At 50.5% G+C, this 16,706-nt stretch carries 14 protein-coding genes; 9 read left to right on the forward strand and 5 right to left on the reverse strand.

Annotated features, from left to right (window positions below):
* Positions 1-242: 242 nt before the first annotated feature.
* The gene (locus LIX15_RS24075; RefSeq protein WP_227777732.1) at positions 243-1,208 is read right to left on the reverse strand and encodes an ROK family protein; all 966 of its coding nucleotides are present in this window, start codon (positions 1,206-1,208) and stop codon (positions 243-245) included.
* Positions 1,209-1,286: 78 nt separating this feature from the next.
* On the opposite strand from LIX15_RS24075, the gene LIX15_RS24080 reads away from it, so the two are divergent.
* On the forward strand, positions 1,287-2,702 hold the full coding sequence (locus LIX15_RS24080; protein WP_227777733.1) for a phosphohexomutase domain-containing protein: 1,416 nt from the start codon (positions 1,287-1,289) through the stop codon (positions 2,700-2,702).
* Positions 2,703-2,720: 18 nt separating this feature from the next.
* Here LIX15_RS24080 and LIX15_RS24085 read toward each other — a convergent pair whose 3' ends face one another.
* Positions 2,721-3,743: a lysylphosphatidylglycerol synthase transmembrane domain-containing protein gene (locus LIX15_RS24085; protein WP_227777734.1), complete on the reverse strand. Its 1,023-nt coding sequence runs from the start codon at positions 3,741-3,743 to the stop codon at positions 2,721-2,723.
* Positions 3,744-4,246: 503 nt separating this feature from the next.
* Between LIX15_RS24085 and LIX15_RS24090 the strand changes: the two genes are divergently transcribed.
* The 6 genes from LIX15_RS24090 (at position 4,247) to lipP1 (ending at position 10,520) form a co-directional block, all read left to right on the forward strand.
* On the forward strand, positions 4,247-4,606 hold the full coding sequence (locus LIX15_RS24090) for a hypothetical protein (RefSeq protein WP_227777735.1): 360 nt from the start codon (positions 4,247-4,249) through the stop codon (positions 4,604-4,606).
* Between the two features lie 219 nt (positions 4,607-4,825).
* On the forward strand, positions 4,826-7,681 hold the full coding sequence (locus tag LIX15_RS24095; protein WP_227777736.1) for a bacterio-opsin activator domain-containing protein: 2,856 nt from the start codon (positions 4,826-4,828) through the stop codon (positions 7,679-7,681).
* A gap of 144 nt (positions 7,682-7,825) precedes the next feature.
* Complete coding sequence (locus LIX15_RS24100) at positions 7,826-7,969, forward strand: rubrerythrin-like domain-containing protein (RefSeq protein ID WP_227777737.1); 144 nt, start codon at positions 7,826-7,828, stop codon at positions 7,967-7,969.
* A 2-nt stretch (positions 7,970-7,971) separates the two neighbouring features.
* Positions 7,972-9,273 (forward strand): glutamate dehydrogenase GdhB, encoded by a 1,302-nt coding sequence (gdhB, locus tag LIX15_RS24105; protein WP_227777738.1) that lies wholly within the window; start codon positions 7,972-7,974, stop codon positions 9,271-9,273.
* A 12-nt stretch (positions 9,274-9,285) separates the two neighbouring features.
* Positions 9,286-9,495, forward strand: a complete 210-nt coding sequence (locus tag LIX15_RS24110; protein WP_227777739.1) for a hypothetical protein — start codon at positions 9,286-9,288, stop codon at positions 9,493-9,495.
* Positions 9,496-9,584: 89 nt separating this feature from the next.
* Positions 9,585-10,520 carry a LipP1 family hormone-sensitive lipase gene (gene lipP1, locus LIX15_RS24115; protein WP_227777740.1) on the forward strand — a complete coding sequence of 312 codons (936 nt, stop codon included), beginning with the start codon at positions 9,585-9,587 and terminating at the stop codon, positions 10,518-10,520.
* Between the two features lie 144 nt (positions 10,521-10,664).
* Here the strand turns inward: lipP1 and LIX15_RS24120 are convergent, their stop codons facing one another.
* A complete protein-coding gene (locus tag LIX15_RS24120; RefSeq protein WP_438267229.1) occupies positions 10,665-10,937 on the reverse strand; it encodes a DUF7835 family putative zinc beta-ribbon protein in 273 nt (90 codons plus the stop codon).
* Positions 10,938-11,571: 634 nt separating this feature from the next.
* Between LIX15_RS24120 and LIX15_RS24125 the strand changes: the two genes are divergently transcribed.
* Complete coding sequence (locus LIX15_RS24125; RefSeq protein WP_227777742.1) at positions 11,572-12,045, forward strand: hypothetical protein; 474 nt, start codon at positions 11,572-11,574, stop codon at positions 12,043-12,045.
* Between the two features lie 957 nt (positions 12,046-13,002).
* On the opposite strand, the gene LIX15_RS24130 is transcribed toward LIX15_RS24125, so the two are convergent.
* Together LIX15_RS24130 and LIX15_RS24135 are read right to left on the reverse strand one after the other, a co-directional pair.
* Positions 13,003-13,149: a hypothetical protein gene (locus tag LIX15_RS24130; protein ID WP_227777743.1), complete on the reverse strand. Its 147-nt coding sequence runs from the start codon at positions 13,147-13,149 to the stop codon at positions 13,003-13,005.
* A 1,029-nt stretch (positions 13,150-14,178) separates the two neighbouring features.
* On the reverse strand, positions 14,179-14,445 hold the full coding sequence (locus tag LIX15_RS24135) for a GNAT family N-acetyltransferase (RefSeq protein ID WP_227777824.1): 267 nt from the start codon (positions 14,443-14,445) through the stop codon (positions 14,179-14,181).
* A gap of 333 nt (positions 14,446-14,778) precedes the next feature.
* Here LIX15_RS24135 and LIX15_RS24140 point away from each other — a divergent pair, with 333 nt between their 5' ends.
* A complete protein-coding gene (locus tag LIX15_RS24140; protein ID WP_227777744.1) occupies positions 14,779-16,584 on the forward strand; it encodes a procyclic acidic repetitive family protein in 1,806 nt (601 codons plus the stop codon).
* Positions 16,585-16,706 lie beyond the last annotated feature (122 nt).

Raw genomic sequence — 16,706 nt, forward strand, 5'->3', positions numbered from 1 at the left:
ATTAGCAAAATCGTGTGTTGTGTCGACAACAAGCAAACTATTAACTTTCTGGACGAGCGTATGTCTGTTGGAGGCAATATCAATGGCGCCGATTCCACACTATCCGTCGGATGAACCAAGTGACGAGGACGCGCCCGGCCTTAACGACTTAGTCGATCAAATATTGAATGGTGGAGATGACCCAACGCCAACGGTTACTGATTGTAGGTGAGAAAGCCGCGCCCTTCAGGGTGGAAAGGATTTCAGGCTGGTGGTTGGATTTCCGTACCGTTGGTGATTGCGAGGGTGAGAGCACCTTTTAATACAACTTGCGACCCCTGTTCACTCAGATTAATTTCTGGGGGCTCGACGAGAACAGCCTCATCAAGCCGCGATTTGATAGGTTCTACCACGTGTTCTGGATTGTTGAGCGCAACAGCACCACCAATACTGATGGCAGCGGGGTCGTATGCATGGACGATGTTCGCTACGCCGACAGTGTTGAAGTGTGCAAGCCGGTCGATGACGTGATCTGCAAATGCATCCGTTCCACTGCGTTCAAACAGGTGTTTCGCGGAAAACTCCAGACTGTCAATGGGGAGGGCAGTTTCGACCGGATTCTCCTGATGAAGAGCACGAACGAACTGAGGAATATTGTTTCCTGAACAGTATGCCTCCCAATGTCCGTCCTGTCCACACCCGCACTCCATGAAGCCGTGGACATCGATAGTCATGTGACCCATCTCACCGGCATTCCCGTCCCGTCCTGAAATCACATCTCCATCGGCAATTATCCCTACGCCAATACCGGAGGAAATCGTGATATACACGAGATTCTCAGCGCGTGGATACGTGTAAAATCGCTCGCCGATAACACCTGCGACGGTATCATTGCGAAGATGGACGTTATCGGTGTCTAAGGTCTCCGAGAGTGGATCAACAAGCGGAATTGATCCGATTTCAGTGGACACATTCGCTGGTACTGTAATAACGCGAGCGGTTGGGTCCATCGTCCCCATAGATGCGATCCCAGCCCCATCAATGTCCGTCGGTCGTACTCCCACATGATCACACGCCTCTCGAACAACGCGGAGAACCGTCTCTGTGACCGTTTTCCCTGTTGGTCCGTGAGGGGTCTCGTCTTGTGCCCTGCCGAGGATCGTGGCTGTCTCGTCGCTGACGACCGTACGGATGTTAGTTGCGCCGAGGTCGACGCCCACGTAGTACATTATTCCGATCCAGCCATCCACACCACTTAATAATGACTATAGGAGCTTTTATTATACCGTCTTCTGGAATCAGTTCTTATGGGTCAGATTTCTTTCGGCACTGGGGGTTGGCGGACAACACTAGACAACTTTACTGATGATCGAATCCAGATGGTCGGGCAAGCTGTTGCTACGTATCTCCGTGAAACGCAGGGTAGAACAGATAGACCAGTTGCGATTGGTTATGATGCTCGTAAACGATCGAACGCAGCCGCAAAGAGTCTTGCAGACGTGCTTTCTGCTAACGGGTTCGATGTGCTTCTCACTGCTCGGGATGTGCCGACTCCAACGGTAGCATACGCGATCGCCGATCGAAATCTTGCGGGTGCCCTTGTTGTCACCGCATCCCATAACCCACCCGAATATAACGGCGTGAAGTTCGTCCCCGAAGATACTGCATCACCGTTGCCTAGCGTCACCGAGGCAATCGAGTCTCACCTTGAACCTCCTACTTCCCTCCCGGAGGCGAAACATGGTTCGATCGAACGATTCGATCCAGTACCGGCACATCTGTCCAGAGCTATCGATCTCACTGAACTGTATTTTGAGGCTGACCTCTCAGGGCTGACGATCGTCTACGATGCAATGCATGGAAGCGGTCGTGGAATTACTGACTCCCTTTTGGAGTCAACTGGTGCGGAGGTCATTCGTCGCCGCTGTGAACGCGATCCAACGTTTGGTGATGTGGCCCCTGAGCCTAATCCGGACACCCTCCAGGATCTTACCACCGCAGTCGAGGCAAACAATGCAGATTTGGGAATCGCGAACGACGGAGACGGTGACCGAATTACAATTTGTACTCCCCGGAGGGGCGTCCTCTCCGGCCATCTACTGTTTGCAGGGTTGTATGAGGCCTTCCTCACGAACAGTGAGATGAGTGGACCGGCGGTACGAACCGTCTCAACAACCTTCCTTATCGATAGAATTGCCGAGGCGTACGAGACAACCGTATATGAGGTTCCGGTGGGATTCAAATGGGTTGCTCAGGGACTTGATGAACACGATGCGCTCCTCGCTGGCGAGGAATCCGGTGGGTTCACTGTCAAAAACCACATTGGAGAGAAAGACGGGGTTTTCGTGGCGCTTCTTGCTGCTGCAGCAACAGCACTTGAACCGTTTGATGATCGAATTGACCGTCTTTTTGAGACCTATGGCCGGATCTATGCTGATAAAATCAATATTGACTGTCCAGAGGAGAAGAAAACAAGTGTCTTATTAGCACTCGAGGATTCGATCCCCGAGACGATCAGTGGCCAACCGGTTGCCGAGACAGTCACCCTTGATGGATTCAAACTGCTATTGGCAGATGGTTCGTGGATTCTTATTCGACCAAGCGGAACTGAACCGAAGCTCCGGATATATGCTGAAACGACCGACGCCGAACGACTCACGTCGCTCCTCACTGCAGGCCGTGAACTTATCGAGCCCATTATTAACCGAGATTCAAAGCGCTAACTTGCACGACAAACGATCTTAGATGACGCGTTTTGCCGTTACAGCTGCAACGACACTTCCACCAATCATCGTCGGCACCCAGTAGACAAGACCACGGAAAATCAGAACTGCTGCAACCACAATCGCAGACTCAACACTAGTGACGGAAACAAGCAGAGCAATAAGTACTGATTCGATGCCTCCAGCACCACCTGGAAGCGGAGTAACGCCGGCAATTGCACTAATCGGAATTGCAAACAGCACAACTGAAAACGGGATTGTTGTTCCAATTGCATAAAATGCTAGCCAAAGTGCACTTGCTTGGAACAGCCAGCCGGCGCCCGAATAACCGAGTGCAAACACCAGCTGTAACGGACTCGTCGCAATTTGTTCAATCGTTTGAATAAAGTGGCGAATCCGCTTTCTAATTGTGTCTCGATTTGGGGCAGAAACTCGCGGCACGATGCTGGCAATTCGATGGGCAACCATGGCAAGACCGGCAGAAAGATGGTGTTCAACGGCTCTACGAGAAACCCAAAGATAATAGCCACCACCAAAAATGAGTATTCCAAGACCACTAAGAAAAATTGCAGCAGATTTCATATGAGAGGTAAGGGTGAGTACTGTTGCATAGTACCCAATGCCGACCACGGCGAATACAAACGAGGGTACAAAATTGAGTGTATCAACGCTTGCAATCGCTGCTAATCCAGTTTCATATTTTGTTTTTGAGGCTTGCGAGATAAGATAGGCGGTAATCGGCTCACCACCTGCTTGACCGAACGGTGTCACGTTATTCGAGAAGGTGGCACCTGAAAAGAGAAAGAAAGATCGTGGGATAGACAGTGGAACATCTAACACGCGAAGAACCGTTCTGAGCGACAAACTCCACGCAAGTAACCATCCAAGCACTGCAACCACTACGAATCCAATAATTGTCTGCTCTGCCTGCTGTAAGGCAGTAAGAACAGGCTTGATATCGATAAACAGGAATAAAACGCCGAAGACGGGAATCGTCAAGAGCAATCCAAAAAACGATTTCTGGATAAGAGAGCGATCCATACTGGCGGTAGCGTAAACGATGAATATGTCTTTTTTGGATTCTGTCCCATCTCGTATTTTGCATTACAGGAAGGAAATTAGCAATTCACACGTTTGAGTCAATACGGAGTGGCATCCTCCCTGCCCTTCAGGGCAAGGCTTGCTCGCCTGCAATCCCGTAATAGGTAGCAGGTCGGGACATCTCACCACTCGCTATCGGCTAGACCAAATGTGCAGGGTCTTCCTACCGATTATATGGTGTCATTATTCCATTGTCAAATATACAGGAATAACCTCAGGTACATCATATATTAGTGATAATGAATGTACCATAAACGAAGAGAACGATTGCCTTACTCGATATTTGTTACAAGCTCACGATAGCGCCCTTGACGGACATGGTTTGTATAGGTTAACCTCCTAGATATTATTCAATGGGATCATCCACGTGAAAATAAAAGCGAGCTTGAAAATCGAAACAGTCAGCGGCCATTATCAAGAGCGAGAGCCAGCGGTTTAGTGCAATGAAATGGAAACAACTCGCGGTTTGCATACTCGTTGGCGCAGTGCTTATGATGCCTGCAACGATGAGTGCAACAGCAACCAGTGGTGACCCAGCAACAAGCGTAAGCAACGAGGGAGATGGGAAACACCACATCGAAATAAGCGATGGAACGATTCGAATTCAAGATACACACCTTTCAGGACCAGGATTACCAACGACATCGATTGACCATCAAACATTCACGGTTGATTCATCGACAATCACGTTTGACGGAATAACGTTCACAATTGACGGTCATACGCAGACGGTCGGTCAGGTATCCATCACGATAAGCGATATTGGCGTTGTTCTTGAAAATGTGTCGACAAGTTCCACCTGATACAGACCGACAGCGCAGACCTCCGTCTTCAGGCGAACTCAAGCGGTAGACACAGTCCGTCCTCACTTCTATAGTGGGGTCGAATAACAAACCTCTTTGTTTGTGGAAGGTTTATTAACTAGCTATGGCAGCGATCCGTGACCAACTCTCACACCAGGGCTGGACTTCCTCCCGAATCGGCAGTCACCTGTGTCTCAGTAGGACTCCTGCATTTGAGTGATGGCATCTTCCACGACCATCCTCAATTCCTCGGTCTTACTTGTCGGGGCAAGTAACTGGATCAAGGAATTTGCGGATATACTCGACGTTCGTACCGAAGCGACGATACAAACCGTTGAAACAGGAACAACAGCACTCGATGTATTCCATAGTGGGATACTGGATTGTATTATTACAGAGTATACACTCGACGGAATGACGGGTATAGAACTCCTCAAGGAGATTCGGACAGAGACCACTGCCCTACCCGTGATACTTGGGACTGCTTCCGGGAGCGAAGCAATTGCCAGTGAGGCTATCAAGGCCGGCGTTACCGATTATGTCACGCTCACCGAATCAACTGACCAGATTCAAGAGGAGCTGCTCGACCGAACGGAACACGCTGTTCGGTCTGCACAGCGATCGGCTACCCAACGAGAACGCGCTCGACAGTTTGATGCGATCTTTAATGATTCACGGACGGCAACGTGGGTACTCGATCCAGATGGTTTGCTCACCCGTGTAAACCAGACAGCACGTGAAATGATCGATGCCGATGTCGAAACGGTCGTTGGCGAACCATTCTGGGCACTTCCATGGTGGTCACAATCAGCGGGAACGAAATCGGATGTACAACAGATTGTAGCGAAAGCGCTCAATGGGTCGTTCGGTAACGCGGTTGTTGCACAGCCATCACACGTCGAGGATTCACGCGTTATCGATCTCTCTGTTCGCCCCGTCGAAAACGAACGTGGCGACCTCGTCTCGATTGTCGTTGAGGGCGTCGACATTACCGAACGGGTTGATCTTGAACGAAATCTCCGTCAATCTGAGAAACTCCATCGTGTCACACTCAACAATATGACTGACACCGTCCTTATTACGGACGAAGCTGGCGAGTATACCTATGTTTGTCCCAATGTGCACTTTATTTTCGGCTATACGGCCGAGGAGATCCGAGAACTCGGGACAATCACGAACCTCCTCGGTGAGGATCTCTTCGATCGTGATGAACTCGCGAAAAATGGTGTTCTCAAGAATATCGAGTGTACAGCAACCGACAAGGCCGGTCGCGAACACACGCTTTTGATTAACGTTCGTGAAGTCGCGATTCAGGATGGAACACTTCTCTACAGCTGCCGTGACATCACAAAACGCAAACAACGCGAAGATGCGCTTGCCACACTACAAGGGACTGCCCGTGATTTCCTCTATGCCGAAACCCATCAGGAGATTGCCCAACACATCGTCACCGACACACCCGGAGTTCTCAATCTGAATGCAAGTGCGGTGTATCTCTTTGACGCCGACTCCAATAATCTTCGACCCGCAGCCCACTCGTCGACGATGAAAGCAATGAACGGACCGCTTCCAACCGTTCACGCCGATGGAGAAACCCTCCCAAGTTACAGTTTCGTCGAGGACAATGCACTGTTCTTCGATGATGTCCATCAGGCAGAGAAGCTCGAAAACCGGGCAACTGACCTTCGGAGTGCGACCTACATTCCACTTGGAAACCACGGCGTGTTTATCGCTGGATCAGACCACGTTGGTGCGTTCGACAGCGTAACTCGAGAACTAGCTGACCTGCTTGCCGCAACTGCAGAGGCAGCGCTAGACCGCGTCACACGAGAGTCACGACTCCGTGAACAGGATCGCACCCTTCAACAGCAAAACGAGCAGCTTACCTCCCTCAATCGCATCAACGAGACGATTCGGGAGATCGACCAAGCACTCGTTCAGGCAGAAACCCGCGAAGAGATCGAACATACCGTTTGTGATCTATTGACCGATGACGACCGGTTTAAGTTTGCTTGGATTGGGACGGTCAATCCAACAACCGATACTGTCGACCCACGAGCCTGGGCAGGAAGCGAACAGGGGTATCTAGATAGCCAGTCGTTCACCGTTGCAACGTCAGGTGTAGAACCAGTGGGACAAACAGCAGCGAGTAATGAAGTAACGATGGTGACTAACGTCGCCGCTGGCCTCCGCGATGAACTGTGGCGAAAGGACGCCCTTGCTCGAGACTTTCTCTCCGTGTTGAGTATTCCACTTCTGTATAACGACCTCACCTACGGCGTGCTAACAGTGTATGCAACGACCCAAGATGCGTTTGTCGAAACAGCGAACACCGTTTTGGCAGAGCTCGGTGAAACCATCGCGTCCGCACTTAGTGCTATTGAACGGAAAAACGCATTACTCACGACATCTGTAACCCGCGTCGAGTTCGCAATTGATGACCCGACATTCGTCCTCTCACAACTTGCTCAGGACGCCGCATGTACACTCTCATATCAAGGTGGTGTCCAGCAATCCACAGAGGGGAGTTATGTATTCGTCACCGTCGAAGATGCGCCTGTAGAGGATGTCGCAAAAACGGCTTCACAGCTAATCGCGATCGACGATGTACACCAGATTAGCGCAAATGGTGAAGACGGAGTCTTACGATTACGGCTCACACAGCCGTTTTTCGCATTAGAATTAGCCGATCATGGCGCCATCTTCCGAGAAGCGACCGCTGATCCGACCTCTACGACGCTCGTGATTGAGATTCCAGATAGCATTGATGTCCGAACAATTACACAGCTCGTCCGTGAGACGTTCTCTACTGTCGAACTACGCGGCAAGCAAACGCTTGATCAGGCGATGGAACACGATCTCTACTCGAAGTTCCTCGATAAACTCACAGACCGACAACTGGAGGTGATCCAGACAGCATACTATAGTGGGTTCTTCGAGTCACCACGTGAAAGTACAGGAGAAGATGTTGCGGAGACACTTGGAATCTCTCCCCCTGCGTTCTATAAACACTCTCGGACTGTCCAGCGGAAACTGTTTGCAACGCTCTTTGATGAGGAGAGTCGTTCTTTCTGAGATGGTTAAATAACTAACCCCCTGATCAGGAGTGGGTTTAGTAGTTAACGACCACATATTCCCTAATACACTTATTATACCTTAGTGAGTGCCCGGGTTGCCTGCCAGCGCACCAGGTCACCTGCCGGCACTCGTTAACTAACTATGAGAGATGTTCAAACGGATCCCAACGAAGAACGTCCATACGAATGCTTTGCGTGTGGAAATATCATCATAAACGATACCAATCCAGGCGCATGTCCGGATTGCAGTAATCCGATGCGAAATCGGCAAATGCCGATTGAATAAACATGGCATCGACACCCAATAGCACCATCGATAAGTCCGGAGACGAGATAGCAGAGTCGACCGAATCGGAATCAGCGCTCGAAACGGCCCGTCGACAGCTGTATCATGCTGCGACCCATCTCAATATCGACCCGAATATCGTCGAGCGGCTCAAGTATCCCAAAAAGGTCAACGAGGTAACAGTTCCGATTAAGCGAGACGATGGCACAGTTGAAGTGTTCACAGGCTACCGAGCGCAACATGACAGTGTTAGAGGGCCATACAAGGGCGGTCTTCGATATCACCCTGAAGTAACCAGAGATGAATGTGTCGGCCTTGGCATGTGGATGACATGGAAGTGTGCCGTGATGGATCTTCCATTTGGCGGTGCCAAAGGAGGTATTGCTGTCAACCCAAAGGAACTGAGTTCGGCAGAAAAAGAGCGGCTCACGCGTCGATTTGCGCAGGAACTTCGCACTGTTATTGGCCCGACTGAGGATATTCCCGCTCCAGACATGGGAACAGATCCACAGACAATGGCGTGGCTGATGGATGCATATTCGATGCAGGAAGGCGAAACAACACCGGGCGTCGTCACAGGCAAGCCACCGGTCATTGGTGGCAGTGAAGGCCGTGAAGAGGCTCCCGGGCGAAGCGTTGCGATCATCACACAGCTTGTCTGTGAGTACTATGACCGCCCGCTTGAGGAAACAACAGTCGCGATCCAGGGCTATGGAAGTGTTGGTTCGAACGCCGCTCGACTCCTCAATGACTGGGGAGCAACAATCGTTGCAATTAGCGACGTGAACGGTGCAATGTACAATCCAGAGGGAATCGATACAGCGTCTGTTCCCTCACATGATGAAGAACCAGAAGCTGTCACGAAATATGCAGATACCGTCATCTCGAACGACGAACTGCTCACGCTCGATGTTGACGTACTCATCCCTGCTGCCCTTGGAAACGTAATCACGAAAGAGAATGCGGAGTCGATCGCCGCAGATCTGGTTGTTGAAGGCGCGAACGGGCCGACAACCTCAACAGCAGATTCAATTTTGGCAGAGCGAGATATTGCCGTGATTCCCGATATACTTGCCAATGCTGGCGGTGTCACGGTAAGTTATTTCGAATGGCTTCAAGATATCAATCGCCGTGCATGGTCGCTCGACCGGGTGAACGACGAATTGGAAGCAGAGATGCAAGCCGCCTGGCGTGCTGTCAAAACGGAATTCGAACAGCGTGACGTTACGTGGCGTGATGCAGCCTATATTGTTGCACTCTCACGGATCGCAGAGGCCCATGAAGCACGTGGACTTTGGCCGTGACCCGATTTGAGTATGCCGTGTGAACTCGCAGTAGAGCCGGTCAGTACGATTCACTGTGACAAACAGGTGCGGGACTACGACCAGCTCAACCCAACAGCAAAACAGACGCTTGCTGAGCTCACTGCTGAAGAATCCGAAATAGTAGTCTCATCACAAATCGCAGCAGGCTTCACTCGAAATGAGATAATCAACTATACTGATTATCTCCGTATCAAGATGTAGTATACGTGTACAACGATACAACTTTTTAGCGGATTGGTATAATTAACTGAATCCGAGGGATTTATTGTTGGGTGATCGAACCATAATGGATGGAAGCAGACGAGCTTCATCCACAGGCAAAGACTGCCCTCAAACGCCACCAACGGTTTTCACTCCCTCATAGTGAGCGTGGTCTACATCTCTTCCGACTGTTCAGCCGTGCCGCCAGCTGGATTGTGAACCGGAATCCTCCAGCAGTCGGAGCAACCGTCGAGCGAACGATTCCTGGTCCAGATGGATCACTCTCGACGAAATTGTATCTGCCACAGGAATCTGGATCGTTCCCGACTATCGTATTCTTCCACGGCGGTGGATTTGTCCTTGGGAATTTAAAGACACACGATGTGCTTTGTCGACAGTTGACTCGCCAAAGCAGGTGTGCTGTACTGTCGGTCGCATACCGTCTTGCTCCAGAGCATCCATTTCCAGCCGCTGTCGAAGACGCATACGCAGCAGTACAGTGGGCAGCAGCAAATCCGTCAGCGATCAATTCAACAGGACAACTCGCGGTGGCTGGCGACAGTGCGGGAGGAAATCTAGCGGCTGTGAGTTCCCTCATGGCAGCCGAACGTAACGGTCCCGATATTGCGTATCAAGCATTGTTGTATCCGGCTATCGGAGTTAAAGCTGATCAACCATCAATTGAAAAGCATTCTGGACTTGTGTTAGACGAGAGTGACCTGCAGTGGTTTCGGGACTGTTATTATGGTAATGAAATTCATGAGCGAAACCCATACGCAGACCCAATCAATGCAGGCGATCTTTCTACTGTGGCGCCGGCAACGATTATCACTGCTGGATTTGATCCACTTCGAGACGGTGGCAAAGCGTATGCATCGCAACTGGTTAATGATGGAATCTCAGTTCGGTATCTTAACTACGAGGACATGATTCACGGATTTATGACGAATAGAAATATTGACCGTGCTCATGAAGCAACTGCAGCTGTCGGAGACGATCTCGCAGACGCGCTATTGTCCCATTGACTCCACGATAGGATGGTTTGTACACATGTATTTCCGGTTCTCACTGCTGTTGTCGACATACACTTGGGACAGCCAAACACTTCGTCGTTATCAATATTCTCTTGTATCGCTTGTTGTGACTGGGTTCTGGTCTAAGAAACGCATTCAGGCGTTGTTCATCCGCTGCTGGGTTTCACTCCCACACTGAGTGCATTTCGTGATTCGGTACGGTTCCCGCGAGTACGAAACATTCTTCTCTTTATCGCTTTCCGTAATGATGTCGACTGATACCTTGTGAGTTGTTTTCGCTGCACAATCTTCGCATTGTTCGACTATTTCGTTTGAGTTAGACTGTGATACAGACATTGTAGTGTATTGTTCTGGAGGATTTGATAGCTTCAGTATACCTGAGATGGTATTGAAGCTACGTCCCACCATCTCGATTCATAGTAGTTACTGACGGCCGGTCGGTCTATTCGCTGCAAATGCAAGGTACTCATCCATGCCTTCACTACTCAACAGAATTTCCCTCTATATGGAACCCAGCATTTGAACGCTATGGTCATCACTAGTGAACCAGTAGTCGTCCCTTATTCGGATCGAAACGAAATTAAGAGACGTCGAATGACACAGTTTCAGTTGATCCGCAGGTAGGGCATGGCTGTTCGGTAGTTTCGATCGATGTCCCACACTTGCGACACTCACGAATAACGCTCTCATTTACAGAGAGCCATCGCCGCACGATGACTGGGAGCGGCATACTATCTGTCCTCTCTGACCCAACGCAATAAAAAATTCGGCCTCATTTCAATTTTATATTAAATTTGCTGCTTCACATTATGCCAGAGATTAGCATTAAATATTAATGTATGAGAAAACATAGTTTGTATTCGTGTGAACTACCCCTGCTCGGCCGTGTGGCCACATTGATGACGGGGGTTTTATGCCGACGATCGCTTTACAGATACAACGGTGTCCGAGGGAACGCAGTCTCCACAGACGACAATATGTACGTGACATCCTCCCCGTCCTAAACGACGGGGCTTCCCCGCACAGGAGGAAACCCGGCTCGGTGCCGAGCAGGTTTCAGGACCGTCTCTTTCGGCGTCAAAGGCACGGGTTTCACGCCACCGCTCTTCCGAAAGCGTCCTGTGGCACGGCCACGGGTGCTCCCATCGCCAAGCGTGTCATCGTCAACGGTTTTCAACCGTTGTCTCTCACCCATGGCGTCAACCTCGCGGTCGAAGGCGGTTCGATCACACTTAGCCGCCCAGTGGGTCGGTTTACCGTGCTTGCGAACGACGCGAACCCCGCAACCGGTTACAGAACCGGCCCGTGGGAACCGACGCCCCGAAATATTCAGGACGATGGTTTCAGCGCGTCTCGTACTTCCGTGCAAGTGCCGGAAGCCGACGTAACCCTTGATATTAGGCACGTCATGGTGTGTACTAAGCGTTTGGGTTTCGGCCAGCCACCGACGCCGATTGCGCAATCGAGTGACGCGATTCACGCCCGCCGTAAACGGCGGGATTCTCCCGCTGATTAAAGATAGAGTAGGAGAGACAGCTCATCGAAGTGAGGAAGGGTTGGAAAAAGACGCAGTAGGATGCGCGCCTTTGGAACCAGGTGATTCCATTGAATAGTAAATTACTTATCGGACAAAAAGTTTCCGTTACCGAGTGGCCATGGAATTGAAAAAGAAACAATATGTTCATAGTATTCTTACTCGAAGGCTACCGCGCCCTCGACGCCGACGAGACGACCGAGTAGGACAGACAATGAAACTCGTGTAAATGTCCAGCTAACTGAACGCGATTCCTCCCCCCGTTTACGGCGGAGTTTCCTCGCTACCGCAAAGATGAGGATCTGGTGTCGGAGTTTGAGTCTCTCATGGCCCTTTTCTTGCGTTTTGGACAGAAGTACTAGCATTTCGAAGTCCAAAAACTCGGAAGGAACTAACCAACGTTCCAATGTTGAATATTAATATTAAAATATTCCCAGTACTGCAATATAGTATGTCCTATCATTCACAGTTAATTCCCGTTTCGGCAACGGAATGTGAACAGATCCAGCACTTCGATAACAAGGGCTTCTCTCCAGCTGAAATCGCTGACAAGGTTGGCCGCTCAACAAGCGCAGTGTGGTATCATGCTCGTGGGCGATGCAAGCACGGTGAGAAAACCACTACTGTTTGTCCGTTCTGTGATTCCGATATTGCCTCGCTTGGTAACCATCTCCCTTGTTCGGGGCTAATCGATAGGCGGCAAATAAAACAAAATAGTCGCTGACAAAGCCCGCTCTGAAAGCGTCTGTGTGTCAACGTAGGATGCCAGTGCACAGCAGGTGCATCTCTTTGAGCATTAGGCTGTATCGGAGAGCATACGCGATTCCCGCCCGGCCTTTAGATGGATTTCTCAGTTACTCCTTTCCACGTGCATATCGAAGCCTCAAATCGCTTCGACTGTGCCGTGAGTATAGCGTTGTTCCCGATGATCCCGAGGTTTCAAAGCCCAACGTGGCGATGGTTCGTGTTGAGCTTGTATCGTCCTGAGAGGAAATAGACGAGCGTATCGTTGTCGATGACTTGCTCGAGGACGTCATCAATCGGTTCTTTCCCCGTGTTGTTCGCGCCTTCCTTGACGATGTCCACTTAGTTGTCGAAGTACTTCGCGTACTTGCTTGGGTTGACGCCAGTCAGCATGCCACTTGTCGAGCTGGTGCTATTGATAGCGTTCGTACTGTTGGTGTCGGTCGCTGCATCGAACTGCCGCCGAGCAGCGGACGAATGCAACTAGAAAGCGTGGCTGCGCCGATACTTGCACTACTAGCAATAATGTCCGTCTATTTGTCGAGACGCCACTACGTTTTTGAGGACTGCTTTCATCGTCTGTCATGGGATTCCTCCCAGCTAAGACCCCAGCGCTGGGTTCTTCTCCATCCAGCGTTCCTTCATGCTGTTCGCAATCGTCTCGAACAGTGGGTCACTTGCACTAGAATACTATCTCCACTAGGATAAATTTTTGAAGCTAAGCTAATATATGATAAAGTTATAAATAAAATTTTAATTATTAATATAATATTCAGAATGGAATTTTGGCAATTCTGTAGAGATACATATCCCTGGGTAAGCCAAATATAAAGAAAGTCATATGGACGGCTCCTCAATCTATTCGCCCTTCCGCGGGAGGGCGCTAATCAGGTTCAATAGGTTCGACCTGGTTTCCATACCCTCTGACACTGCTCATTCCACGGCTCTCAGTGGGATCCCCTGACTCCCCACCCTCCTCCAAAAATCCCGAATAGCTGGACATAATTTCACATGTATACACCGACAAATGCAGGGTAGGGGAAAGTGTGAGGGTTGAAGAGTTGGATGAGCCGGTTCGATGATCGAAGATCAACGGACAGGAGCCCCCTCACGAATTTGCATCTGGACTCTGGGCTCATGAATGTAGAGGATACCGGTAGTCTGTGGCAGCTCCGAAAAGCTGCGTGGTCTCATACGACCTTCGCGACAACCTACTGCCGCGCTGCGGTTATCGTGAATCGACGAAGTGCACTACGAATTGGGCACAAATTGATTCGGGGGTCCCGTTGGTGTTGCACTGCCGCTTATGAGGTCATGGAGCAGAAAGTCGACTTCGTGCTGACCAGAGAGCGTTAACTGGTCATTCGGTGCTTAGTCTTCGTATTCTATCGGTTGCCAGTTCTGCCGTAAAAGCCCATACCAGAGCATATCGTGGTACTCACCTCGGAACCACGCAGCTTCCCGCAAGGTGCCCTCGTGTTCAAATCCAAGTGACTCGAGCAAACCAATCGAACCTTTATTGAAACTGCCAACCTGGGTACTCACTCGCCGGAGATTCCGATCTTCAAAGGTATACTGTACCATCCGTGTAGCCGCATCAGAGCCGTACCCTTGTCCATAGGTCGGGTCGATGCAAATTCTTAGGCTGTTACCTGGAAGATGCTAAACTCCTGGTTCGACCTCCACCGCTAGTTCGAGCACTCGACTCAATGTCCGTCGAACCACCGGTGATGTCACTCTCCTTGGCTACGATCCACAAGAGAATCAAGCTGCGTTACTGTCAGTTAAGTATCATCTGCCATAGTGAGTAATGAAAAATGAGGGCAAATATGGAAAGATTCTCTTGAGAATGATTCGCAGTTTTTGTAAAAATGTCCTAAACTGTTCTCTGGATTGAATACGGGATAGGTAGTCATACGTTCGCAACGGCGCTGATTATCAGCAAATCAGTCGTCGGGAGAAGTAACAAACATGACAAGAATAAAACAGTCGGAGAATGACTCAAATATTGAATCAAGGAAGTCTCAACAGAGGTCTTTAAAGAGAAGAACCATTCTTTCAGGGCTCATCGCTACAGTAGGCGTATCAAGTTTCGCCAGTGCACAACAAACAACAACCCAAGAACAAGGAACAACGACTCAGGGTGGTGGGGGTGGAAACCAACAATCGTTAGTCCAAGCAGCGGAGCAGGGCGCTCAACAAGGTGCGGATAGTGTTGAGGATTCGTTATCAGAGGACGAGCAGCAAGCGATCGTTGAGGGTGCCACTCAAGGTGCAGTCCAAGGGGCTGTTAATCAGAACGTCAACGTCAATGTCGTCCAGAATGCTGCGTTCGGCGCGGCACAAGGAGCAGCTCAAGGGACAGTCAACCAGAATGCGAATGTCAACGTTCTCCAAAATGCCGCATTCGGTGCAGCTCAAGGCGCAATCAATCAGAACGCCAATGTCAATGTCGTCCAGAATGCTGCATCCGGCGGTGCTCAAGGGGCAGTGCAAGGGGCGATAGCAAATCAAAATGCAAATGTCAATGTCGTCCAGAATGCCGCCCTTGGTGCCGCGCAAGGATGTGTTCAAGCAGGAGTAACAAATCAGAACGTCAACGTCAACGTCCTTCAGAATGCGGCATTAGGTGCAGCTCAGGGCGCAGTCAACCAAAACGCCAACGTCAATGTTGTACAAAACGCGGCGTCGAGTGCGGCCCAAGGCGCGGTGCAGGGAGCTGCAACGAACCAGAATGTCAACGTTAACGTCATTCAAAATGCTGCACTTGGTGCAGCCCAAGGTGGCGTCCAGGCTGGTGCAGCGAATCAGAACGTCAATATCAACGTTCTCCAAAATGCTGTGACCGGCGCAGCGCAGGGTGCGTTGCAGATAAACCAGAACGTCAATATTAATGTCATCCAGAATGCTGCACTCGGTGCGGCACAGGGTTCGATTCAGGGCGCTGTGAATCAGAATGTCAATATCAATGTCATTCTCAATGCAGCAGCTGGTGCGGCCCAGGGCGCAGTGCAGGCTGGCGCTGTGAACCAGAACGTGAACATCAACGTCATTCTCAATGCAGCAGCTGGTGCGGCCCAGGGTGCTGTGAGCCAGAACGTGAACATTAATGTCATTCTCAATGCCGCGTCTGGTGCAGCACAGGGTGCAATCGTAGGCGCTGTAAACCAGAATGTGAACATCAACGTCGTTCTTAACGCCGCCCAAGGTGCCGCACTAGGCGCCTTACGAGCTGGTGCCATCAACCAGAACGTGAATATCAACGTCATCCTCAACGCTGCACTTGGTGCGGCCCAGGGATGTGTCCAATCTGGTGCCGTCAACCAGAACGTGAATATCAACGTCATCCTCAACGCTGCACTTGGTGCAGCGGAGGGGGCAATCAACGCAGCAGCGGGTGCTCCAGACGTATCGCCACAAGAAGTGCAAGCTGCAGCACTAGGTGGGGCAACAGGCGCTGTCGAATTCGCCTCAGTGAATCAGAACGTTAATATTAACGTTATTCAGAATGCCGCAGCAGACGGTGCTCAGCAGGGGGTACAAGCAGCAACAACAGGCGCCTCTCTTGAAGAGATCCAACAAGCGGCCGAGCAGGAAGGTCAAGTCGACGGTACCCAACAACCCGACGAAGAAACCCAAGAACCAACGGCAGAACCTGAACCGACTCCAGAACCGACAGCAGAACCGGAACCGACAGCAGCGCCAGAACCAACTGCAGAACCAGAACCAACAGCAGCGCCAGAACCAACTGCAGCACCGGACAATTCAAGCGCATAACTGGATTAAAGCGGCATACGCCCAAAGAGGGACTTCTAGGACCAATGGACGTCGGGACTTTGACCCATCACTGTCGCTCATTGTGATCTCTCTCTCTTAATCCAGTTTCACGGTACCGTTCG

The organism is Haladaptatus pallidirubidus, from assembly GCF_020700235.1.
GTDB classification, from domain to species: domain Archaea; phylum Halobacteriota; class Halobacteria; order Halobacteriales; family Haladaptataceae; genus Haladaptatus; species Haladaptatus pallidirubidus.